The 24,402-nt window shown below is 69.5% G+C and carries 10 protein-coding genes; all 10 read left to right on the plus strand.

The window, feature by feature from the left end:
• Window positions 1–216 precede the first annotated feature (216 nt).
• The 10 genes from METUNV1_RS13110 (at window position 217) to METUNV1_RS13155 (ending at window position 24,394) form a co-directional block, all read left to right on the plus strand.
• On the plus strand, window positions 217–2,487 hold the full coding sequence (locus METUNV1_RS13110) for a cyanophycin metabolism-associated ABC transporter (RefSeq protein WP_008062526.1): 2,271 nt from the start codon (window positions 217–219) through the stop codon (window positions 2,485–2,487).
• Complete coding sequence (locus tag METUNV1_RS13115) at window positions 2,484–2,945, plus strand: cyanophycin metabolism-associated DUF1854 family protein (RefSeq protein ID WP_008062528.1); 462 nt, start codon at window positions 2,484–2,486, stop codon at window positions 2,943–2,945. Before METUNV1_RS13110 ends, METUNV1_RS13115 begins: the two co-directional genes overlap by 4 nt.
• A 158-nt stretch (window positions 2,946–3,103) precedes the next feature.
• Window positions 3,104–3,718: a response regulator gene (locus METUNV1_RS13120; protein ID WP_008062529.1), complete on the plus strand. Its 615-nt coding sequence runs from the start codon at window positions 3,104–3,106 to the stop codon at window positions 3,716–3,718.
• A complete protein-coding gene (locus tag METUNV1_RS13125) occupies window positions 3,718–5,469 on the plus strand; it encodes an ATP-binding response regulator (RefSeq protein ID WP_008062530.1) in 1,752 nt (583 codons plus the stop codon). The genes METUNV1_RS13120 and METUNV1_RS13125 overlap by 1 nt, the downstream gene beginning before the upstream one ends.
• 119 nt (window positions 5,470–5,588) lie before the next feature.
• A complete protein-coding gene (locus tag METUNV1_RS13130; RefSeq protein WP_008062532.1) occupies window positions 5,589–7,271 on the plus strand; it encodes a ShlB/FhaC/HecB family hemolysin secretion/activation protein in 1,683 nt (560 codons plus the stop codon).
• Window positions 7,272–7,273: 2 nt separating this feature from the next.
• Window positions 7,274–16,738 carry a hemagglutinin repeat-containing protein gene (locus METUNV1_RS13135; RefSeq protein WP_008062533.1) on the plus strand — a complete coding sequence of 3,155 codons (9,465 nt, stop codon included), beginning with the start codon at window positions 7,274–7,276 and terminating at the stop codon, window positions 16,736–16,738.
• Window positions 16,739–16,990: 252 nt separating this feature from the next.
• The gene (locus METUNV1_RS13140) at window positions 16,991–18,196 is read left to right on the plus strand and encodes an efflux RND transporter periplasmic adaptor subunit (protein ID WP_232416219.1); all 1,206 of its coding nucleotides are present in this window, start codon (window positions 16,991–16,993) and stop codon (window positions 18,194–18,196) included.
• Window positions 18,197–18,205: 9 nt separating this feature from the next.
• Window positions 18,206–21,352, plus strand: a complete 3,147-nt coding sequence (locus METUNV1_RS13145; protein WP_008062548.1) for an efflux RND transporter permease subunit — start codon at window positions 18,206–18,208, stop codon at window positions 21,350–21,352.
• Window positions 21,333–22,796 (plus strand): efflux transporter outer membrane subunit, encoded by a 1,464-nt coding sequence (locus tag METUNV1_RS13150; RefSeq protein WP_008062550.1) that lies wholly within the window; start codon window positions 21,333–21,335, stop codon window positions 22,794–22,796. The genes METUNV1_RS13145 and METUNV1_RS13150 overlap by 20 nt, the downstream gene beginning before the upstream one ends.
• A 263-nt stretch (window positions 22,797–23,059) precedes the next feature.
• Entirely contained in the window at window positions 23,060–24,394 is a 1,335-nt protein-coding gene (locus tag METUNV1_RS13155) for an MdtA/MuxA family multidrug efflux RND transporter periplasmic adaptor subunit (protein ID WP_008062552.1), read from the plus strand.
• The last annotated feature ends 8 nt before the right edge of the window (window positions 24,395–24,402 follow it).

The raw sequence follows: 24,402 nt of genomic DNA on the forward strand, positions 1-24,402 counted from the left end.
GCGACCCGCACGCTTTGGTTGACAGCTTTTCAATCTATTTTTGAACCTGGGCGACAGGCATGTTTCGACCCGGTTGCGGACGCTATACTCCGCCGCCTTCGCTGCGCTGTCGCAGCTGTTGCATACTGCATCGAACAGGTGTTTTGCCGCCTGAAAACGCCTGTTCCGCATCGTCAGCCGCCCGTTTAACGTCTGTTGCCTGTCTGAAGCCGCCCGATGACCCGTGCCACCCCTGCCATTCCGCTGCCCGACGATCTGCCCATGCCGTGGCGGGATGCGCTGGCCGGGCGGCTGGCGCCGGACGAATCGGTGCAGGCCTGGCTGCAGACCGACCTCGATGCCACGCTGCACTTTTCGACCAGCCTGCTGGTGCTGACCGACCGCCGGCTGCTGGCGGCGGACGCGCCGTCCGCGGCCGAGTGGCAGAGCTGGCCGCTGGCCGCCGGGCAGCGCTTCGACCACGTCGACCATGCCGGCGTCGGCACGCTGGCGCTGCACGATGCCCACCACCGCCTCGCGGCCTGGCGCTACACGCTGGCGCTGAATACCGAGGCGCTGCGTCTGGCCGACCAGCACACGCGGCTGGTCGAGCGCATCGCCGATCCGCACGCGGTGCATGAGGACGAGGACGGCCTGTGCCCGCGCTGCAAGGCGCCGCTGCCGCCCGACGACGACGAATGCCCGCTGTGCGAGCGCGCCACCGTGAAGCCGCCGGAAACCTGGGCGCTGCTGCGCCTGTGGCGTTTCGCCCGGCCTTACCGCGGCCGGCTGCTGGCCGGTTTCCTGCTCACGCTGGCGTCCACTGCCGCCAATCTGGTGCCGCCCTACCTGACCATCCCGCTGATGGACAAGGTGCTGATTCCGCACCAGACCGGCACCCGCATCACCTTCGACGCGGTCTGGCCCTACATGGCCGGCCTGCTCGCCGCCGCGCTGTTCGCCTGGGGGCTGGGCTGGGCACGTACCTACATTCTGGCGCGGGTGTCGGAGCGCATCGGCGCCGACCTGCGCACCACCACCTTCGATCACCTGATGGGGCAGTCGCTGGAGTATTTCGGCGGCAAGCGCACTGGCGACCTGATGGCGCGCATCGGCGCGGAAACCGACCGCATCAACGTGTTCCTGTCGCTGCATCTGCTCGATTTCGCGACCGACGTGCTCATGCTGTTCATGACCGCGGTGGTGCTGTTCTCGATCAATCCCTGGCTGGCGCTGGTGACGCTGCTGCCGCTGCCGGTGATCGCCTGGATGATCCACACGGTGCGCGACCGGCTGCGTACCGGTTTCGAGAAGGTGGACCGCATCTGGGGCGAAGTGACCAATGTGCTGGCCGACACCATTCCGGGCATCCGCGTGGTGAAGGCCTTCGCGCAGGAAAAGCGCGAGTCCGAACGCTTCGCTGCAGCCAACCGGCGCAATCTGGAAACCAATGACCGGGTGAACCGGGTGTGGTCGCTGTTCGGCCCGACCGTCACGCTGCTGACCGAGGTCGGCCTGCTGTTCGTGTGGGGCTTCGGCATCTGGCAGGTGGGCAACGACCACATCACCGTCGGCGTGCTGACCGCCTTCATCGCCTACATCAGCCGCTTCTATCTGCGGCTGGATTCGATGAGCCGCATCGTATCGGTCACCCAGAAGGCCGCGGCGGGCGCCAAGCGCATCTTCGACATCCTGGACCACGCCTCCAGCGTGCCCGAGCCGGCACGCCCGGTGCATCTGGAACAGGTGAGCGGCCGCATCGAACTGCGCAGCGTCGGCTTCCGCTACGGCAACCGGGCGGTGCTGCGCGACGTGGATCTCGACATCGCGCCGGGCGAATTCATCGGTCTGGTCGGCCACAGCGGCTCCGGCAAGAGCACGCTGGTGAACCTGATCAACCGTTTCTACGACGTGTCGTCCGGCAGCATACGGATCGACGGCACCGACATCCGCGCGCTGCCGGTGGCGGAGTACCGCCGCCACATCGGGCTGGTGCTGCAGGAGCCTTTCCTGTTCTTCGGTACCATCGCCGACAACATCGCCTACGGCCGGCCGGACGCCACCCGCGAAGAAATCATTGCGGCGGCGCGCGCGGCGCACGCGCACGAATTCATCCTGCGGCTGCCGCACGGCTACGACTCGATGGTGGGCGAACGCGGCCAGACCCTGTCCGGCGGCGAGCGCCAGCGCATCTCGATCGCCCGCGCACTGCTGATCGATCCGCGCATCCTCATCCTCGACGAAGCGACGTCGGCGGTCGATACCGCGACCGAAAAGGAAATCCAGCGCGCACTCGACAATCTGGTGCAGGGCCGTACCACGCTGGCCATCGCCCACCGGCTCAGCACGCTGCGCAAGGCCGACCGGCTGGTGGTGCTGGACCGTGGCCAGATCGTCGAGGTCGGCCAGCACGACGACCTGATGGCGCGCGAGGGGCATTACTACCGGCTCTACATGGCGCAGCAGCGCCAGGCCGAAGCCGACGCTGCGGAAGGAGTGCTGGCATGACGATACGACTCGAACGCGATGCGCACGGCCAGCTGGCGCTGATAGCCCGCGACGGCCATCGCCATGCCGGCGTGCTGCCGGTGCGTGCCTTCCCGCTGTCGGCGCCCGGTGAGGGGGTGGCGCTGATGTCGGCCGACGGTCACGAACTGGCCTGGTTCGACCGGCTGGACGAACTGGAGGCCGCCAGCCGCGCGCTGCTCGAGGACGAACTGGCGCGCCGCGAATTCATGCCGCAGGTGCGCGCGATTTCCGGCGTGTCCAGCTTTTCCACGCCCTGCGAATGGGATGTGCTGACCGACCGCGGCGCCACCCGCTTCACGCTTCGCAGCGAGGACGACATCCGCCGCCTCGCCGGCGGCCGGCTGCTGGTGACCGACAGTCATGGCATCCACTACGAAGTGGTCGACATGAAGAAGCTCGACCGCCCCAGCCGGCGCATCCTCGACCGCTTCCTCTGAACACCGCCCGGCGGGCGCTGCGCCCGCTGCCGACCCATGTTCGCCCTGCGTGAGAACCGCACGGCCGCCAGCCTGTCCGAGCGCCACAGCCCGTAACGCGCCGTTACAATCGGCGCCGGCTGCGGCCCTCATGACAACGGACACACACCCGGCGACCGATGCACTTCCTGATCGTGGATGACCACGCGCTGTTCCGCGAAGGACTGCGCGCGATGCTGCAGAGCCTGGACCCGGCGCTCACGGTGAGCGAAGCCGACAGCTGCGAAGCTGGCCTGGCACTGGACGATGACGCAGCGGATTTCGACCTCATCCTGCTCGATCACGGCCTGCCCGGCATGAATGGCGTGCGCGGCATACGCGCCTTCCGCCAGCGCTTTCCCACCAGCCCGGTGCTCGTGGTGTCGGCGAGCTACACGCCGTCCCTGATCGACGAAGCGATCGCCGCCGGCGCCCGCGGCTACATTCCGAAATCGGTCAGTTTCGCGGTCATGCGCGACGCCATCGAACAGGCGCTGCTGCGCCGCGTGGTCACGCCGGCCACGCTGAACGCCGCGCCCGGCGGCAATCCGACCGAAAGGCCGGTGCTGCTTACGCCGAAGCAGCGGGAAGTGCTGCAGCTGATGCGCGGCGGCCTCACCAACAAGCAGATCGCCCAGCAGCTCGGCGTCAGCGAATTCACGGTGCGCACCCATGTGTCGGCCATCCTGCACGGACTGGGCGTCGACACCCGCACCGCGGCGGTCAGCGCCGCCCGCGACCAGGGCCTGATCTGATGAGCGGGCAGCCGGCGGACGCGGGGACCGACGCGCGGCTGCTGGCCGAACAGGTGGACCTGCTGTACCGGCACGCGCCGTCCATCTACGCCGGCAATGCGCTGGCCGCCTCGGGTCTCGCCCTGATGCTGTGGGAACGGGTGGACCGGCCGCTTTTCGTCGGCTGGCTGGTCGCGCTTTTCCTGCTGACCGCTGCCCGACTGGCACTGGTCGCGACGCGCCGGCGGCGGGCCGGTGCCGGCTCGCTGCGCCGCTGGGCGCATGCCTTCACGGTGGGCGCCGGCCTGTCCGGTCTGCTGTGGGGCGTCATGGGCGGGCTGTTTTCTGGGCCCGAACCGCTGCAGATGGCGTCGGTCGGGGTGGTGCTGGCCGGCCTGGTGTCGGCGTCGGTGTCTTCGCTGTCGGTGTATTACCCGGCCTATGCGGTGTTCGCGCTGCCGGCCATCTTGCCGATCGCGCTGCGCAGCCTGCAGTCCGGCGACGGGTTCATGCGCGGCTTTGCGCTGATTTCGATCGGCTTCGTCATCATCTGCCTCATCTTCGCCTGGCTGAACAACCGGTCCATTCGCGCCGCCATCCTGCTGCGCTTCGAGAACCTCGAACTGCTGCGCGAAGTGTCGGAACAGCGCGAACGCGCCACCGCGGCGCGCGAACAGGCGGAACAGGCGAACGCCGCCAAGACCCGCTTCCTGGCCGCCGCCAGCCACGACCTGCGGCAGCCGCTGCAGGCGCTGTCGCTGTTCATCGACGCCCAGGCGCACGAGCGCGACCCGGAGGCGATGCGGCCGCTGAACACCCGCATGCGCGAGGCGGCCGACAATATGGGCCTGCTGCTGGACGAGCTGCTGGACTATGCCCGCATCGAAACCGGCGCGCTGTCGCCGCAGTGCGCGTCGGTGCCGCTGAACGCCTGCTTCCAGCGGCTGGAGCGCGAGTTCGCGCCGATCGCCGCGCAGAAGGGGCTGCGCCTGCACTTCCGGACGACCGCGCTGTGCGGCGTGACCGACGCGGCGCTGTTCGAGCACATCCTGCGCAATCTGGTCGGCAATGCGCTGCGCTATACCGCGCACGGCGGCGTGCTGGTCGCCTGCCGGCCGCGCGGTGACCGGCTGTCGGTCGAGGTGTGGGACAGCGGCATCGGCATTCCGGCGGAAAGTCTGGGCGATGTGTTCAAGGAGTTCTACCAGCTCGCCAACCCGGAGCGCGACCGGCGCAAGGGGCTGGGGCTGGGCCTGTCCATCGTCGACGGGCTGGCGCGCGCGCTCGGCCATCCGGTGTCGGTGCGCTCGCGGCCGGGGCGCGGTTCGGTGTTCGCGGTCGGCCTGCCGCGCGGCGAGGCGCGTGCCGCCCCCGCGCCGGTCGCGGCCGAAATGTCGTCGGCGCGGCTGCAGGGCCGGCGGGTGCTGGTGATCGACAACGAGGCGGACATCCGCGAAGCGCTGGCTGCGCTGATGCGGCCCTGGGGCGTCGAGGTCGATCTGGCCGAAAGTGCCGAAGCGGCCCGCGCGCTGCCGGCGCCGGACGCCATCCTCGCCGATTACCGGCTGCTGGACGGCCGCACCGGCATCGAGGCGATCGCCACGCTGCGCAGCCATCACGGCCCCGAACTGCCGGCCGCGCTGATCACCGGCGACACCGACCCCGCGCGGCTGCGCGAGGCGCGGGCCGCCGGCTTCCCGCTGCTGCAGAAGCCGACGCCGGCGCACCGGCTGATGGCGCTGCTGGACTATCTGCTGCAGCCGGACCCGTGACCGTGTGCACGGCCGCCTGTTGATGGGGGCCGGTGGTCGCCCGCCCCTGCTACAGATGTACGATTTTTTCCGGAAGGCGAGTTGCCAGAATCGGTCCATTCTCCGCAAAGACCGATTTCATGCCGCGTTTCAGCCCTCCCGCCGCGCTGTTGCTGTGCTGTCTGCTGCCGGTCGCGGCGTCGGCGCAACAGGCCGACATCGACCGCGCCATCCGTGACTCGCAGCGCCTGCTGCTGGAAGAACAGCAGCGCCAGGCGCGCGAGCGCGAAGAGCTGGATCGCCGCCGGCCGCGCAGCGAAGGCGCCGATCTGCAGCCCGAGCCGGCACGGCCGGCCGCCGATGGTGGCTGCTTCACGATCCGCAGCGTGCAGCTCGACGGCGCCACGCTGCTGGACGAGGCCGATCGCGCCCGCCTGACCGCCGCCGGCATCGGCGACTGCATCAGTCTGGCCCAGATCAACGCGGTGATGCAGGCGCTCACCAATCATTACGTGGTGCGCGGCTACACCACCACCCGGGTCTATCTGCCGGAACAGGATCTGGGCTCCGGCACGCTCAAGCTGCTGGTGCTGGAAGGCCTAATCGAACAGTTCCGGCTGGAGGGCGAGGGCGTGCATCTGGGCAGCGCCTTTCCCGGTCTGACTGGCCGCGTGTTCAATCTGCGCGACATCGAACAGGGGCTGGACCAGATCAACCGGCTGCGCTCGAACAGCGCGACCATGGACATCGAGCCGGGCGGCGTCGCCGGCGCCTCGACCATCGTGGTGCGCAACCGGCCGCGCAAGCGCTGGTCGGTGAACATGGCGGTGGACAACACCGGCTCGCAGTCCACCGGGCGCGAACTGGCGTCCGCCGCGCTGGCGATAGACAGCCCGCTCGGCCTGAACGATTTCCTGAACCTGTCCGGCCGCATCAATACCGACGCCGACCACGACGACAGGCTGTCGCAGTCGGTGTCCATGCTGTACTCGATTCCCTGGGGCTACTGGACCTTCACCGGCACCGCCAGCGAATTCGACTACGCCAGCCAGGTGCGCGGTGCGGTCACCACCTTCAACACCTCCGGCACCTCGACCACCTACGCGCTGCGGGCCGACCGGGTGCTGTTCCGCGACCGCGACAGCAAGCTGTCGGCCTTCGGCAACCTGGCATTCAAGGACGCACGCAACGCGCTCAACGGCACACCCATCGCCGCCAGTTCGCGCCAGCTCACCACGCTCGACCTCGGCCTGTCGGCGACCACCGTGGCCGGCGGCCTGCTGCTGTCCGGCGACATCGCCTGGGTGCGCGGGCTGGACGCCTTCGGCGCGCTGAAGGACGCGCCCGGGCAGGACAGCGACGCGCCGCGCGCCCAGTTCGACAAGATCGTGCTCAACGCCTCGGTGTCGGCGTCGCTGCCGGTCGGCCGGCAGACGCTGTCGCTGTCGTCCTCGCTGTCGGCCCAGCGCGCCACCGACACGCTGTACGGCACCGAACAGTTCTTCATCGGCGGTCCGTTCTCGGTGCGCGGTTTCCGCCGCTACAGCATCGCCGGCGATTCCGGCTGGTGGCTGCGCAACGAGGCCGCGCTGCCGCTGCAGTTCGGCGACACTCGGCTGCGCCCCTTCGTCGGCTGGGACATCGGCCACATCCGCGCCGACGCGGTGGGCGAGGGCGGCACGCTGGCCGGCGTCACGGTCGGCCTCGGCCTCAACCACGGCCCGCTGGCGGCCCAGCTCGCGCTGTCCGCGCCCACCGTGCTGCCGAGCCGGCTGGGCCGCCACGACAGCTACGCCCATTTCCGTGTTTCGGTGGATTTCTGATCATGATCCGCACGCCTTCGTACACTGACCGCGTCACCCCCGTCCGCCGCTGGATCGCCCGCGCGCTGGTGGTGGCGCTGGGCCTGCCTTCGGTCCCCGCCGTCGCGGCGCCGCCGGTGGCGGCAGACAGCCGCACCCAGGTCGAACTGACGCCGAACGGCGTGCCGCTGGTCGACATCGCCCGTGCCAACGCCGCCGGCGTGTCGCACAACCGCTACCAGCGCTTCGACGTCGATCGTCAGGGCCTCATCCTGAACAATTCGACCGAAGTGCAGCGCTCGCTGCTGGCCGGCACGGTGCGCGAGAACGCCAATCTGCAGGGGCGCGCGGCCACCGTCATCCTGAACGAGGTGGTGTCGGCCAACCGCTCGCAGCTGAACGGCTACATCGAAGTTCACGGCCGCGCCGCCGAACTGGTGATCGCCAATCCCTACGGCATCACCTGCAACGGCTGCGGCTTCATCAACACGCCGCGGGTGACGCTGAGCACCGGCCTGCCCATGTTCGAACCGGACGGGCGGCTGGGCGGCTTCCAGGTGCGTCAGGGCGACATCCTGGTCGGCGCCGACGGGCTGGACGCCACCGAGGCGGCCTACTTCGACCTGCTCACCCGTTCGCTGCGGGTCGATGGCCCGATCTGGGCGCAGGCGCTTGCCGCGACCACCGGCCGCTTCGACCAGACCTATGCCGGCCGCGTCACCACGGTCGACGGCACGGTGTCGCCGGATGTGCCGCCCACCGTGTCGATCGATGTGGCCGCGCTCGGCGGCATGTACGCGAACCGCATCCGCCTCATGTCCACCGAACGCGGTGTCGGCGTCACGGTGCGCGGCGACATGGCGGCCACGGTCGATGACGTGGTGATCGATGCGGCTGGCCGGCTCACGCTGAGCGGCCGGGTCAGTGCCGCGCGCGACATCGCGGTGCAGGCGGCCGGGCCGGTGGCCACCGGCCGCAGCGGCGCCAGCGGCAGCGACGCCTTCCTGTTCGCCGGCCGCGCGCTGGACGTTGCCAGCGACGACGCGCTCGAGCTGGGCGACGGCCTGCTCGGCGGCGAAGCATCGATGACGCTCGGCGGCGCGCGGCTCGATGACCGCGGCGGTGCCACCGCCGACCGCTACAGCGGCGGAGCCATCCGGGTGACGGTGGACGGCGGCGCGACACTGGATGCCGCGCGCTGGGACGCCGGCACCGACCTCGCCCTGCAGGCGGGTGACGCGCTGCAGCTCGGCCAGGCCCAGCTCACCAGCCGCGGCAGCGGCAGCACGCTTGCGCTGACCGCGGCGACCGTGGATCTGTCCGGGTCGCGCCTGCGTGCGGTCAATGACGTGACGGTGGCGGCGGACGACACGCTGACGCTGGCCGCCGGCAGCGAAGCCGGCGTAGCCGCCGGCCGGGACGTGAGCCTGTCTGCCGGCAGCGCGGTCACGCTGTCCGGCGGCGTCGAGGCCGGTCGCGACTTCCGCGTGGACACCGCCGCGCTGACCGGGCGCACGGGTTCATGGCTGTATGCCGGGCGCGATCTGACGGTCGCGGCGACCGACGCGACACAGCAGGTGGGGGCCCAGTGGTCAGCCGGCGGCACAGCACGGCTGCGCGGGCAGACGCTGGGGTTGGCCGGCGAAACCGTGGCGGGCGTGGTCGACGCCGATGCGCTGGGCACGCTCACGGTGGGTGCCGACGCGCTGGTCTACGGCGTCGATGACATCGCGCTGGCCGCCGGCAGCCTCACGCTGCTGGGCGGCACCGTCTATGCAGAACGCGACCTTGCGCTGTCCGGCCGCAGCGCGTTTGCCGATACCGGCGCCGGCCTGCGCGTGGCCGGTCGCGCGATGACCGTGTCTGCCGCGGAGGATCTGGTGCTGGCCGCTGGCCAGCGCTACGACGCCGGCGTCAGCCTGAGCGTGAGTGCCGGCCGCGATCTGGTGCTGGGTGGCGCCGCCGATCCGGCCGTCGACGGCGCGCTGCTGTCGTCCGGCGGGGCGATGACTCTGGCTGCCGGGCGCGACCTGACGGTAGCGCGCAACGGACTGGCGGTCAGCGACGGCGATCTGGTCGCCGCTGCGGCGCGCCGCCTCGTGCTGGCCACGCACGATTCGACCGCGGGCATCCAGAACTACGCGCTGGGCGCCGGCGGCAACGCGACCGTCCGTTTCGGCGAACTGGCCGGACCGTTCGAGGGCGCCATCGCCACCGGGGGAGACCTGTCGCTGCTGATGACCGATAGCGTGTCCATGCTGCCCATGCTGGAATTCGGCGCCGGCTCGCGGCTGGACGTCGGCGGCACGCTGAAGGTGGCGCGCGATGGCGCGGTGGCGGCCAATGCGCTCGAGGTCTATCTGGCTTCCGGCGCGAGCTGGCAGGCGGGCGGGTTCGACCTCGACCTGAAGCGGCTGGATCTGGTGAGCGGCGCGGTCTTTGCCGGGGGCGCCGGCGAATCTACCCTGCGGCTGGACGAACTGTGTTCCACCGGCATCGGCGCAGCCTGCGACGTGTTCGCCGGTCGGCTGATCGGCAGCGCCCGTACCACGCTCGCGCTCAACAACAGCTTCGTCAATGCCGGGGTGCTCGGCAATGCCGACAGCGCGGCCGACGGTCCCGACTCGTTTCTCGCGATCGAAACCGCCGGCGACTTCACCAACCGCGCAGACGGTGCGGTGAGCGCTGCCGACCGGCTGACCGTGACCGTGGCCGACGGGGCGACGCTGCGCAACGACGGCCTGATGTACAGCTCCGGCAACATGACGCTGACCGGCGGCAGTGGCGCGCTCATCGTCAATGGCGCGGGCGCCACCTTGCTGATGGGCAGCGCGCGCGCGGGTACCACGGACAACCGGTCGCTCATCGGCGGCGTGGACGCGGCGGCGGCGACCCGCACCTTCCGCAACCACGGCAAGGTGGAAGCGGTGGGGCAGACCCTGCTGATCCAGGTCGGCACCTTCATCAACGCCTTCGAAACCCGGCCGGCCACCGATTTCATCTTCCTCGGCGAAACCTGGCAGATCTGCCCGGACCGCCTGGCCAACTGCCGTTTCACCGGCAACGCCTATGCCGATCCGGCCACCGTGTTCTACCGCCGCCCGCTGGAAACCGGCGACCCGCTGAGCGCCAGCCCGACCTGGGACCGCGATGACCAGATCGGCTGGAATGCCGATCTGCGAGGCGACCGGTCGAATCAGGATTCCGGTTTCTTCCCGGTCTATTCTGGTGGTATCGAGGACTACTACGCCGGGCAGAAGGCCTACTTCGTGCAGGATCTCGGAGAGGTCAGGCAGGACTGGTATGTCGTGCACCGCTATGAGGAACGTCTGCGCGATCCGGCCGCGGTGGCCGCCGCCACGCCGTCGATCACGGTCGAATCCGGCAACCTGACGGTACGCACCGACGCTGGCCGCAACGAAGCCGGCCTGCTCAGCAGCACCGACACGCTCACCATCACCGGCCTGAGCAATGCCGCGGTCAGCAGCTTCAGCAACACCTCGCTGGAAATGGCGACCCACACCTACCGCAGGGAGGTGATCCGCAAGTACACCTGCCATACCGACGGACTGGCGGGCAGCGTGTGCGACAAGCTGAACTGGCTGGGCAAGTCGTCCTATCTGACCGGCTACACCGATACCGACTGGACCGGTTTCGTGCGGCTGGACGACAGCTACAGCACCGGTGTCAGCGGCACGGTGAAAGCGCGCGATCTGGTGGCCACCGTCGGCAATTTCACCAACACCGGCACCGGGGGCGGCGTGTCCGCCGTGTCACCGGTGATCGATGGCGCGGTCGGCGCCCGCGGCCTCGATGCGCCGGACCGTCAGCCGGTGCAGGCCAGCGGGCCGGCGCAGTACTCGCTGCAGCTGCCCACCGGCGCCAATGGCCGCTACGTCCAGGCCAGCGATCCGTCCGCCGGCTATCTGGTGGAAACCAATCCGCTGCTCATTTCCTTTGATAACCCGTATCTGGGCTCCGACTACCTGATGGCCCAGCTCGGGCTGAAACCGGAGAACTACCTGCTGCGCTTCGGTGACGCCGCCTACGAGGCGCGCCTGATCCGCGAACAGGTGCAGGCGCAGACCGGCTCCGCGCTGCTGCGCACCGCCTACAGCGACTACGAACAGCAGGCCATCCTGATGGACAACGCGGTGGCCGAGGCGAAGCGGTTGCAGCTCAACCTCGGCACCGCGCTCACCGCCGAACAGGTGGCGTCGCTGAGGCAGGACATCGTGTGGATGGTGGCGACCGAAGTGGCCGGCAAGACCGTGCTGGTGCCAGTGGTCTATCTGACCGATGCCACCCGTGCCGCCGGCAGCACCAGCCAGGTGCTGGCCGAGCGCGCGATGATCACTGCGGACAGCTTCACCAACCGCGGCGGCGAAATCAACGCCCGCTCGCGGCTGCAGGTGGTGTCGCGCGGCGACCTGAACAATATCGGCGGCCTGATCGGTGGCGGCAACGTGTCGCTGAAGTCGCTGACCGGCAATATCAACAACATTACCGAAACCAGGCGCGTCGGCGACAGCCGCAACTACTACACGGTGGCCGGCCCGCGGGGCGGCATCGTGGCCAGCGGCAATCTGCTGCTCGACGCGGCGCAGGACATCAACATCACCGGTGCCGACGTGGTGGCGGACGGCCGCGCCGCGCTGCTGGCCGGGCGCGACGTGAACGTGAGCGCGCTGGTGCTGGAAACCCGGATGGAACATGCCACCGAGGGTCGCGGCGTGCTGAACCGCACCGCCAGCAGCGAGAGGGTGACCACGCAGTCGGCCAGCGGTGCGCGCGTGTCGGGCGGGCAGGGCGTGCTGCTGGACGCCGGTCGCAACGTCGACGTGCTCGGTTCCGACATCGATGGCGGCGAGGGCGTGGCCGCGCTGCGCGCACGCGAGGGCGACGTGACCATCCGCAGCATCGCACTGCAGAGCAGCGCCTCCGGCAGCAGCGAGCGCGAGGGCTTTTTTGCCGAAGCGACCTCGAACAGCACCGCGGACGCGCGCAAGGGCACGCCGTTCTCGGCGTCCGGCTTCAGCGGCTACGAAAAGAGCACCAGCTCGTACGAAAGCAGCAGCACCGCGAATGCCGGCAGCCGCGTCGGCGGCAAGGGCGTGGCGGTGCTCGCCACCCAGGGCTCGGTCACGCTGCAGGGGTCGGACATCGAAGCGGGCGAGGACGGCGCGCTGATTTCCGCCGGCAAGGACGTGAACATCATCGCGGCCTACGACAGCACGCAATCCAGGTCCTCGTCGGAGCAGCACCGCTTCGGCATTTCGGCCGACGCCAGCACCGAAGGCGTGATGGGCGGCCTGAAAACCCAGGGCGGCACGCAGCAGGCGGAGGACAGCAGCCGCACTGCGCGCACCAGTTCCGTCACCTCGGCCGGCGGCATTTCGGTCACCGCCGGCGGCACGCTGAAACGCGAGGGCGCGCAGTTCGATGCCAAGGGCGACATCAGTTTCGAAGCCGACCGCATCGAGGACATCGCGGCGCGCAACGAAACATCGAGCAGCTACAGCGGCCGCACCTACGAAGCCGGCATTTCGGCCGGCGTGACCACCGGTCTGGGCAGCACCGTCGGCGGCATCGCCAGCGGCGAGGTGAAGCAGGTGAACATTTCGTCGCCGCAGTCGCAGGTGGTGATCGGTGGCTCAGGTTCCAGCTATTCCGGTGGCGACGGCAGCAGCACCGCGGTGGTGACCCAGATCCGTGCCGGCGGCAGCGTGACCGTGAAGGCGAACAAGGACATCGTCGAGGAAGGCACGCGCTACAGCGCCGGCGGCGATGTCGACATTGCGGCGCAGTCGTACGAGAACCGCGCCGCCGCCAACACCCGGCGTTCGGGCGCCGATACATCGAGCGCCAGTTCGTCGCTGACCGTGGCGGTCAATGCGGCGTCCGAAGCCAGCGCCACGCTGACCGCGGCCGGCGCCAACGAGAAGGGCGAGTCCTCGTCGTCGCAGGCGGTGGTCGGCGGCTTCGAAGCCGGCCGCAACGTGAGCATCCGCACCGACCGGGACCTGCGGCTGGAGGGCACGAATGTGAAGGCCGGCGGCGGCGTGACGCTGGCGGCCGGCGGTGACCTGAAACTCGATCAGGCCAACGATACGAGCAGCGCGTCGTCGTCCAGCAAGTCCGGGGGCGCCACGCTGTCGGTCAGTGCCTGTCTGGACCTCACCTGCGTCGGCGGCAGCGTGGCGGCCAACGCCCGCACCGGCGACGGTCAGGAGAACAGCCAGACCGGCCGCGCGGTGAACATCCAGTCCGGCGGCGCGACCTCGCTGTCCGCCGGCAACGACCTGCGGCTGCAGGGTACGAACGTGAAGGCGGGCGGCGACATCGCGCTGTCCGCCGGCGGCGACATCGACTTCCAGGCGCTGTCGAGCAGCAGCTCGCGTACCGGTCGCGCCGACGGCGCCGGCGTGCAGGCCGGCCTGAACGTCGGCAAGAGCATGAATCTGGCCAAGGATGGCGGCGGCAGCGCTTCGGTCGATTTCGAGCGGGTGCGCGAGAACGAAAGCACCGATACGCGACGCGGCGGCACGCTGCAGTCCGGTGGCCAGCTGTCCATCACCAGTGGCGGCGACACCCGGCTGGAAGGCACGCAGGCGTCGGCGCGCAGCGCGCGCGTCAATGTCGGCGGCAATCTGCTGATGGAGTCGGCGCAGAGCACCGAGAAGGAAGACACCAAGAACGTGGCCGGCGGGCTGTCGGTGTCCGGCGGCCGCAATGTGGGCAGCGGCACCGGCGATGCGGCCGGCGCAGGCAGCAATGCGGCGGCGTCCGGTGGTGGCGGAAAGTCTTTCGGTTTCAGCGTGAAGGCGGACGTCGATCTGCGCGACAAGGACAACCTGACCAATCAGAACGCGCTGATCCAGACCAGCGGCGGCACCGAACTGAATGTCGGCGGCAACGCCACGCTGGCCGGCGCCAACATCCGCGCCGGCGGTGGTGTGAGCGGCGAGATCGGCGGCAAGCTCACGGTGGAAACCCGGACCGACCGGGTGAAGGAAAGCGCCACCCGGGTCGATGCCTACCTCGGCCTGTCGTCGGTCAATGTCGGCGGCGACAAGAAGGAGGGCGGCGAAGCGCCGAAGATGAACGCCGGTGACCGCTTCGACCGCACCCAGGGCAAGGTGATCGACACGCTGAACCACGCCGGCAGCACCGGCGTCATGTTGAAGGCGGAATCGTCCGGCACCGACAGCCAGACCGTGAGCCAGCGCAGCGGCATAGACGGCGGCGCGGTCGGCCTCGGCGGGCTGACGGTGAGGCAGGGCGCGGACTTCGTCGGCGCTGCGCCGGGCAGCGACGGCATGAGGATCGAAGGCACGGTCACCCGCAGCGAAGTGACCACCTATACCCGCACCGCGCCGACGGTGTCGATCGACGTGCGCGGTACGGTGGCCAGCGCGCTCGGTTCGGACGAGGCGCAGGGCGGCACCATCAGCGGCAATCTGGTCAAGGGCTCCAACCTGTTCCGCGACCCGGACAATAGGGTCAACCGCAACCGGGTGGTCGGACGCGAGGACGCGCCGGATACGCCGGGCACGCCGATCGCGCGGCGCGCGGTGGATGATCTGCCGCCGGGCGGTGTGCGCCGCAAGGATCCGGAGCCCCTGCCGGCACCGCCGCCGCTGAAGGCGCCGCCGACCGGCGATGCACCCACGGTGCGTCCGCGTGCCGGCGCGGTGAGCGACGGCAGCGGCCCGCGTGCAGCGGTGGTGAGTGGCGAGGCGCCTGCAGTCAGGCCGCGGGCGGACGCCGATGCGCCGCCGGTGCTGCGCCCGGTGCCGTCTGCCGGCGAGAGCGGGGCCACGCGACCGCGCAGCGGTTCCGGCGGCGACGCCGATGCCGCGACACCACGGCGCGGCAGCAGCGCCGGCGCGGACGATGCGACGAGCGGTGGCGCGCGCAGGCCGTCCGCCGGCGAAAGCGACCTTGCCGCACGTCCCCGCACCGGCAGCGATGCGGCGAGTGGCGACGCCACTGCCCGTCGTCCGGTGAGCGGCAGTGACGAGGCTGCGGCAAGACCGCGCGCCGGCAGCGAGCGCGATCCGGCGGTGCAGCCGGGCCGCGACACCGGCGGCGTCGCGGACGGCGTCGTCGTGCGCAGGCCGTCGGCCGGGGAGCGCGGTGAAGGCGACACCGCTGTACGGCCGCGCGCCCCGTCGGCCGGCGACAGCCCGCCTGACGGCGAGCGCCTCGCCCTGCTGCAGTCCGGCTACTCGACGGTGACTTCGGGCTACGACCCCGCAACGTCCGGCTACGACCCGGTGGCGTCGGGCTATGAAGCGGTCACGCCGTCGCGGCCGGGTTCGCGTTCGCCGTCGGTGGGCGAGGCGGATGCGCCGGCGCGTCCGCGTGCCGCATCCGCAGCAGACCCGGCCTATGACGCTGACGCCGTGGCCTACCCGGCACAGACCGTCCGCCCCCGTGCCGGATCGGCCGGAAGCGATGACGGACCGGACACCTACACGCCGGCTCAGTACGCGTCCGCCGAGTACGCTCCGGCCGAATACGCTCAGGCCGAATACGCCCCCGCCCAGTACGCGTCGGCCGCCTATCCGCCGGTCGAGTACGGTGTGGGCAACGAGGCCTATGTGCCGATCAAGCAAGGCGCGGAAGAGGCACGCGCGCTGTCGCCCGCCGAGCAGCAGATGCTGCAGCGGCAGCTCGCCTCCAACGCGGTGGAGCCGACATTCCGCGACACCCGCGAACTGCCCAACAAGCTCATCGTGCGAGATCTGCCGGTCGAGTTCCAGGGTGAGGACAAGGGCTTGGCGGCCAAACAGGTCAAGGTGGATCGCGCGGTCACCTATTTCAGCGATGAAGAGCGGGCGACGCTGGAGGTCGCGGTCGATCGCAGTACCGGTCGGCTCTATCTGGCCACCGATACCGAGCGCAAGCCGCTCAACCTGAAAGGTGAGGGCACGGCCCCGCCGATCTTCGTTGTGGATGCCGATGGCCGCATCTTCGTGCACCCCGCGCCCAAGGGGGGCGAAATCCATCATTCCAGCCTCGCTGGCGGGCAGCCGGTCGCGCTCGCCGGTCAGCTCGTGGTCAAGGACGGCTACATCGTGCACATCGACAACATGAGCGGTCACTACCAGCCGACGCTGGAACAGCTGAAGCGCACCCGTGGCTACCTGAAGGATGTACTGGGTGCCGACATGGGTCGCGCACCGCGGGTCGGTGTGGAGGGCGGATGGGTACAGGATGCGAACGGCCAGCAGAAGCGCAAGGTGCACTGGGTGGATCTGGGCACCGGCAGCCAGGTCGCACCGGTGCCGGTGTCCGAGCGCTGGAACACCTCTCAGCCCGCGCTGCCGCCGGTGGCCGACGGTGCCGCGCCGGCGCGCCTGCCGCGCCGGCGCGGCCATGGACGTCACGATGTGCACCGGCGCATGAGGGGCGCCCGCCGCGCCGCGTGCCGTCGGTCGCGTCCCCGCGCATCCGCTGAGCGCGCCGCGCGTTTGCATTGAAGGGCGCAGCGACATGCAGGCGTGACACGGGGCAGCTTCGGCTGCCCCGTGTCGTTTCCGGCCGCCCTCATCCGTCGTATCCGGGACCGCTTCCCCGGCCGGCATTTTTTCGCGTCCCGGTTTTAAACATACACGAATGTATGTTTATAATCTGAGCCTAGAGAAAAGCGCCCGAAAATCGGGGTGCTTCGTATATGCGCGGCCTGACCGCGTCAGATTCCGGGAACAAGAATGATGAACACAGGGACTGATTTGATTCGGCGCGCGGGCCTGCTTTCCGCGACGGTGCTTGCGCTGGCATTGGCGGGTTGCGGCAAGGACAAGGGCGGCGAACACGCCGGCGGCGGCATGCCGCCGGCCGCGGTCAAGGTGATGCAGGTGGCGCCGCGCGAGGTGCCGGTGCAGTTCGATTACGTCGGTCAGGTGGCCGGTTCGCGCGAGATCGAAGTGCGCGCCCGGGTGACCGGCATTGTCGAGAAGCGCCTGTACGAAGAAGGTCAGCGCATCCGGGAAGGTCAGGTCATGTTCCGCATCGACCCGGCACCCTACCGCGCCCGGGTCGCCGCCGCGGAGGCCCAGCTCGACCAGGCGAAGGCGCAGCTGGCACAGGCCGAGCGCGAATACGCGCGGGTGAAGCCGCTGGCCGAGGCCGAAGCGGCCAGCCGCAAGGAAGCGGACGACGCGCTGTCCACCCGCGATCTGGCGCGTGCCGCGGTCAAGGCGGCCGAAGCGCAGCTGCAGCAGGCGAACATCGATCTTGGCTACACCGACGTGCGCGCGCCGCTTGCCGGCGTGGCCGGCCGGGCGCAGAAGGTGGAAGGCAGCCTGACGGTGGCCGGCGCCGACAGCCTGCTCACCACGCTGGCCCAGACCGATCCGGCCTACGTGAATTTCGGGGTGGGCGAGGTCGAATACCTGCGTACCCGCGACGAGGTGGCGCGCGGCGTGCTGAAGCTCGATCCGAAGGGCTTCACCGTGCAGCTCAAGGGTTCGGACGGCGCGGCCATCCCGCTGTCCGGCCGTCTGGGCTTCCAGGATTACAAGGCGGACACCTCGACCGGCGCTTTCGCGCTGCGTGCGACCTTCGACAACAAGGACGGCCGGCTGTCGCCGGGCCAGTTCGTGCGCGTGCAGCTGGCCGGCGCCAGCCGGCCGGACGCGCTGGCGGTGCCGCAGCGCGCGGTGCTCGACAGCGCGCAGGGCAAGTTCGTATACGTCATCGCGGAAAAGGACGGCAAGACCATCGCCCAGCCGCGTCCGGTCAAGCTGGGCGAATGGACCCGCCTGGACGGTGAACTGGCCAACGCATGGGTGATCCGCGAAGGCCTGCAGGCCGGCGATCGGGTCATCGTGGACGGCATGGCGCGCATCTTCGTGCCCGGCTCGCCGGTGCACATCGACGACGGCAGCGCGCCGGCCCAGCCGCCGGCGGCCGCTGCCGCGCCGGCCGCGAAGTAAGGGGACGCCATGTTCTCCCGTTTCTTCATAGACCGGCCCATCTTCGCCTTCGTCATCTCGATCCTGATCGCGCTGGCGGGCCTGGCGGCGATGCGCACGCTGCCGATCGCGCAGTACCCGGAAATCGCGCCGCCCGAAGTCATGGTGCGCGCGGTGTATCCGGGCGCGTCGGCCGAAACCATCGCCCAGACCGTGGCCGCGCCGCTGGAAAGCGTCATCACCGGCGTCGAGGGCATGATGTACATGCGCTCCACCTCGACCTCGAATGGCGTGGTCGAAATCTACGTCACCTTCGAAATCGGCACCGACCCGGACAAGGCGGCGGTAAACGTGAACAACCGGGTCAAGCAGGCTGACGCCCGGCTGCCGGAAGAGGTGCGCCGACAGGGCGTGGTGGTCGAGAAGGGCTCGTCCGCTTTCCTGGCGGTGATGGCCTTCTACTCGCCCAACGGCACCTACGACCAGCTGTACGCGTCTAACTACGTGACGCTGAACGTGCTGGACAACATCAAGAAGATTCCGGGCACGACCAACGTGCAGATCTTCGGTGCCAAGGACTACGCGATGCGCATCTGGCTGCGGCCGGACCGCATGACCCAGCTCGGCGTCACGGTGCCGGAGATCGCCACCGCGCTGCGCGACCAGAACGCCCAGTTCGCCGCCGGCAAGATCGGCCAGTCGCCGACCGGTGGCGGCCAGGACATGGTCTACACCATCACCGCCAAGGGCCGCCTGTCCACGGTCGAGGAATTCGACAACATCATCCTGCGCTCCAACGCCGACGGCTCCAAGCTGCGTCTGCGCGATGTCGCGCGGGTGGAGCTGGGGTCCAAGGACAACGACTTCAACGGCACCTATAACGGCAAGCCGGCGGTGCTGATGGGCGTGTTCCTGCAGCCGGGCGCCAATGCGCTGGACGTGGCCAAGGAAGTGAAGGGTGCGGTCGCCGAAATGGCCACCCGCTTCCCGGCCGACCTCACCTATTCGATTCCGTACGACACCACGCGCTTCGTCGAGGTGTCGATCAAGGAAGTGGTGAAGACGCTGGGCGAAGCGATGATCCTGGTGTTCATCGTGGTGTTCATCTTCCTGCAGAACATCCGCGCTACGCTGATTCCGGTGCTAGCGGTGCCGGTGTCGCTGCTCGGCACCTTCGCCGGCCTGCATCTGCTCGGTTACTCGATCAACACGCTCACGCTGTTCGGCATGGTGCTGGCGATCGGCATCGTGGTGGATGACGCCATCGTGGTGCTGGAAAACGTCGAGCGCATCATGCACGAACAGCACCTGACCGCCCGCGAGGCGGCGCTGAAGGCCATGCACGAGGTGACCGGTCCGGTGGTCGCAATCGTGCTGGTGCTGACTGCGGTGTTCGTGCCGATCGCCTTCCTCGGCGGCCTGACCGGCGAGCTGTACCGTCAGTTCGCGGTCACCATATCGATCGCGGTGGTGCTGTCCGGCCTGGTGGCGCTCACCATGACGCCGGCGCTGTGCGTGGCGCTGCTGAAGAACGAGCACAAGAGCACCGCCCGTGTCTTCGTGTGGTTCAACGACTGGTTCACCCGTGTCACCCACCGCTACACCGGCGCGGTCACCTGGATGATCCGCCGCTCGGCGGTCGGCGTGCTGCTGTTCGCCGGCATGGTGGTCGTGACCGCCGGCCTGTGGTCCAAGACCCCGGGTTCGCTGGTACCGGACGAGGACCAGGGCTATTACATCGCGGCGGTGTTCCTGCCCGATGGCGCGACGCTCGAACGCACCGACAAGGTGGTGAACGAGGTGATTGCCGCCATCCAGTCCAATCCGGCCAACGAGCACGTGATGGCCTTTTCCGGCATGGACTTCATCGGCGGCGGCTTCAAGAACAGCGCGGCCACCATCTTCGTGAGCCAGAAGCACTGGGACGAACGGCAGATGACCACCCAGCAGCTGGTGGGCGAACTGTTCGGCAAGACCGCGGGCATCAAGGAAGCGCTGGTGCTGGCCTTCAACCCGCCGGCCATCTTCGGTCTGGGCAACACCGGCGGCTTCGAGTTCTATCTGCAGAACCGCGGTGACGGCGGCACGCCCAAGCTGGTCGAAGGCATGGGCGCGCTGATCGGTGCCTCGCACCAGAGCAAGGTGCTGGCCGGCGGCCTGCAGACGCTGTGGCGGCCGAACGCGCCCCAGCTCTATGTCGACGTCGACCGCGAGCGCGCCAAGTCGCTGGGCGTTTCGATGAATGACGCCTTCACCACGCTGTCCGGCACGCTCGGCACCTACTACGTGAACGACTTCAACAAGTTCGGTCGCGTGTGGCAGGTGCTCATGTCCGCCGAAAGCCAGTACCGCCGTTCGCCGGAAGACATCGGCCGGCTGTACGTGAAGAACGCCGCCGGCGACATGGTGCCGGTGTCCGCCTTCGCCAAGGTGAATTACAGCGCCGGCCCGGACACGGTGGACCGCTACAACAATCTGCCGGCAGTGAAGCTGATGGGTCAGGCCGGCCCAGGCTTCTCGTCCGGTCAGGCCATTGCCGAAGTGGAACGTCTGGTGAAGGACCTGCCGGGCGACCTCAGCTTCGAATGGACCGGCGCCGCCTTCCAGGAAAAGCGCGTGTCCAGCGCTGCCGCGGTGGCGCTGATTCTGGCCGCGGTCATGGTGTTCCTTATCCTGGCGGCACAGTACGAGAAGTGGTCGCTGCCGTTCTCGGTGCTGCTGGCCATGCCTTTCGGCATCTTCGGTGCGCTGACCGCGGTGTGGCTGCGCGGCATGACCAATGACGTGTACTTCCAGATCGGTCTGGTGACGCTGCTCGGCCTGTCGGCCAAGAACGCCATCCTGATCGTCGAGTACGCAGTGCTGAAGCACCAGGAAGGCTATCCGGTCGCCGCCGCGGCGATCGAGGCGGCCCGCCTGCGTCTGCGCCCGATCGTGATGACCTCGCTCGCCTTCATTCTCGGCGTGCTGCCGCTGGCGATTTCCAGCGGCGCCGGTGCCGGCGCGCGCGTGTCGGTCGGTACCGGCGTCATCGGCGGCATGGTGGCCGCCACCTTCCTCGCCATCTTCTTCGTGCCCCTGTTCTACAAACTCATCGTCGATCGCCGTCTGGCGACGCCGGACGAGGAACTGAAGGTGCATAAGCCGGAGCATCCCCATGTCCATGCCCATCATTGATCGCACGCGCCGCAGCGTGCTGGCGGCCGCGGTCGCGGCCGCGCTGCTGTCGGCCTGCGCACTGACGCCGCAGGCCACGCCCGAACTCGACCTGCCGGCGGTCAGCGCGCAGACCCCGGCCGAACTCGACCAGTGGTGGCAGAGCTTCCGCGACCCGGTGCTCGACGCGCTGATCGCCGAGGCGCTGGAACGCAACGACGACGTGGTCATCGCCGCGCAGCGGGTGCAGGCGTCGCGCGCCACGCTGGATCTGGTGCGCATCAATCGCCTGCCGGACGCCAGCCTGTCGCTGTCCGGCAGCCGCCAGCAGTACAGCAACGAACGGCCCATCCCCGGCCGGCCGCGTCAGTACAACACGGTGCTGGGCGGCATTTCGGCATCGTACGAACTGGACCTGTTCGGCCGCCTGTCCGGCCAGCGCGACGTCGCCCGCCAGCAGCTGGCCGCCAGCCGCTACGCGCTGGAAGGACTGCGCGCGTCGGTGTCGGCCCAGGTGGCGCGCGCCTATTTCAATCTGCGTGCGCTGGACGCGGACGAAGCGCTGCTGTCGCAGACCCTGGCCACCCGCGAGGCAGCGCTGGCGCTGCGCGAGAAGCAGTTCGCCGGCGGTGCGCTGAGCGGCTACGACCTGGAAATTTCACGCTCCGAGCGCGCCAGCGTCGCGGCCGCGCTGGCCACCACGCGCAGCGCGCGCGAACAGGCGGAAACCGCGCTCGCGGTGCTGCTCGGCCGCTCGCCGCGCGAACTGGTGGAGAAGATGCCGGAACGCGGTCTGGCGCTGTCCACGCTGGCGGTGCAGCCGGAAATTCCGGCCGGTCTCAGTTCCGACCTGCTGGCCCGCCGCGCCGACGTGCGTGCCGCCGAAGCCAATCTGGCGGCCGCCAGCCTCAGTGTCGAAGTCGCGAGAACCCAGTGGTTTCCGACCATTTCGCTGACCGCCGGTCTGGGCGGTGAAAGTGCGGCGCTGGGCAGCCTGCTGTCCTCGTCCGCCCGCACCTGGAACATCGGCGCCGCCATCGCCCAGCCGCTGGTCGGCCTGCTCAGCACGCGCGCCATCGTTGCGCAGTCCGAAGCCGAGCGTGCGCAGATCGCACAGACCTACCAGCAGGCCGCGCGACAGGCCTACGGCGACGCGCTGACCGCGCTGTCCGCCGCCCGCGGCGCGAAAGAGGCGATGGACGAAACCACCACGCTGTACGACGCCACCCGCAAGGCGCGCGATCTGGCGGAAAAGAACTACAGCGCCGGCCGCGCCAGCCGCATCGTGCTGCTCGACGCCGAGCGCGAAAAGCTGTCGGCCGAGCGCCAGCTCATCGCCACCCGGCTGGACCGCGTGACTGCGCTGGTGAATACCTACCAGGCTCTGGGCGGCGGCTGGTCCGGGCAGATCCCGACCGGCGGCGACGACGAAAAGCTGGAGAACGCGCCCACTGCGTCCCGCTGAAGATTCCCTCTCCTCCTCCAAGGAAGTTTGGCGCGGGCCTGTCCCGCGCCATTTTTTTGCCTGTCTTACCGGTCATTCGCCCTGCGCTGCCCGGCCGCCGGGCGTCGGTGAATAGCGATGTGTGACCGCGATTTACACGCCATTCACAAGCAGGTGTGGCTGCGCGCGAGCGCGTTAACACGGCTGCACGATAATGGACGTCCTCTCCCGAGCGGCTGGCCCGATGCCGTGCTCGGACCGTTCCGAACCGATCGAACAGAACAATGACCACTTCCGGATCCTCTTCCACCCCCGCCACGCGCAAGCCGCGCTGGCCCTGGGTCATGATGCTTCTGCTGCTGGCCGGCCTGAGCGCCGGCGGCTATTACGCCTATCAGCGCACCAAGCCGACCGACGGCGAGGGCGGCCCGCCGGGCATGGGGCCGGGCGGGCCGCGCCCCGGTGCTGCCGCAGGCGGACCTTCGGGTGGCCGCCGTTTCGGCGGCGAGCCGCGTGTCGGCAGCGCGCTGGCGGTGCGCACCGACCTGCCGGTGCACCTGTCGGCACTGGGTACGGTGACCGCGATCGAAAGCGTGGTGGTGCGCAGCCGGGTCGAGGGCGAGCTGCAGTCGCTGCATTTCACCGAAGGCCAGCGGGTGAAGAAGGGCGATCTGCTGGCGCAGATCGATCCGCGCGCCTTCGAGGTGGAACTGGCCCAGGGGCAGGCTGCGAAGGCGCGCAACCAGGCGCTGCTGGTGAATGCGAAGGAGGATCTGGCGCGCTACGAAACGCTGCTGGCACAGGACTCCATCGCCGCCCAGCAGGTGAGCAACCAGCGTTCGCTGGTGCGGCAGTATGAAGCGGCGGTGCTGGCGGACGACGCCACCATCGCCAACGCCCAGCTGTCGCTGAAGTACGCGCGCATCACCGCGCCGATCAGCGGCCGCGTGGGTCTGCGTCAGGCCACCCCCGGCAACATCGTGCGCACCTCGGACACCAACGGCCTGCTGACGCTGACCCAGGAAGCACCGATTTCGGTGGTGTTCGCGCTGCCCGAACCGCAGCTCGCGCAGGTGCGCAGCGCGATCGCGCGCGGCGGCCTGCCGGTCGAGGCGCGCGATCGCGAGAACCGTACGGTGCTCGCCACCGGCACGCTGCGCATCCTGGACAACCAGATCGATGTCGCCACCGGCACGGTGAAGGCCAAGGCGATCTTTGCCAATGACGACGGCGCGCTGTTCCCCAACCAGTTCGTGAACGTGCGTCTTCGCGTCGATACGCTGGCGGGTGTCACCGTGGTGCCGGTGACCGCGATACAGCGCGGCGCCAGCGGCCCCTTCGTCTATGTGATCGGCGAGGACCGCAAGGCGGTCATGCGGCCGGTCAAGGTGGGCGTGCTCGAAGGCGAGCAGCAGCAGGTGACCGACGGCCTGCAACCGGGCGAACGGGTGGTGACCGACGGCGTGGACCGTCTGCGCGAAGGCGATACCGTGAAGCTGGACGATGCGCCGCCGGGCGGTCGCGCCGGACGCGGCGACGGCCGGCCGGGTGGCGCAGCCGGTGGCAAGGGCGGTGAGCGCAGTGGCGGCGAACGTCGTGCCGCGCCGGCTGCGCCGTAAGGCGACGG

It is taken from the genome of Methyloversatilis universalis FAM5 (genome assembly GCF_000214035.2).
GTDB classification, from domain to species: Bacteria; Pseudomonadota; Gammaproteobacteria; order Burkholderiales; family Rhodocyclaceae; genus Methyloversatilis; species Methyloversatilis universalis.

What these genes read in the sequence shown, in the direction of transcription:
- METUNV1_RS13125 (WP_008062530.1), top strand. Translation starts at nt 3,718, where the DNA reads ATGAGCGGGCAGCCGGCGGACGCGGGGACCGACGCGCGGCTGCTGGCC.
- METUNV1_RS13155 (WP_008062552.1), top strand. Translation starts at nt 23,060, where the DNA reads ATGACCACTTCCGGATCCTCTTCCACCCCCGCCACGCGCAAGCCGCGC.
- METUNV1_RS13150 (WP_008062550.1), top strand. Translation starts at nt 21,333, where the DNA reads ATGTCCATGCCCATCATTGATCGCACGCGCCGCAGCGTGCTGGCGGCC.
- METUNV1_RS13130 (WP_008062532.1), top strand. Translation starts at nt 5,589, where the DNA reads ATGCCGCGTTTCAGCCCTCCCGCCGCGCTGTTGCTGTGCTGTCTGCTG.
- METUNV1_RS13135 (WP_008062533.1), top strand. Translation starts at nt 7,274, where the DNA reads ATGATCCGCACGCCTTCGTACACTGACCGCGTCACCCCCGTCCGCCGC.
- METUNV1_RS13110 (WP_008062526.1), top strand. Translation starts at nt 217, where the DNA reads ATGACCCGTGCCACCCCTGCCATTCCGCTGCCCGACGATCTGCCCATG.
- METUNV1_RS13145 (WP_008062548.1), top strand. Translation starts at nt 18,206, where the DNA reads ATGTTCTCCCGTTTCTTCATAGACCGGCCCATCTTCGCCTTCGTCATC.
- METUNV1_RS13115 (WP_008062528.1), top strand. Translation starts at nt 2,484, where the DNA reads ATGACGATACGACTCGAACGCGATGCGCACGGCCAGCTGGCGCTGATA.
- METUNV1_RS13120 (WP_008062529.1), top strand. Translation starts at nt 3,104, where the DNA reads ATGCACTTCCTGATCGTGGATGACCACGCGCTGTTCCGCGAAGGACTG.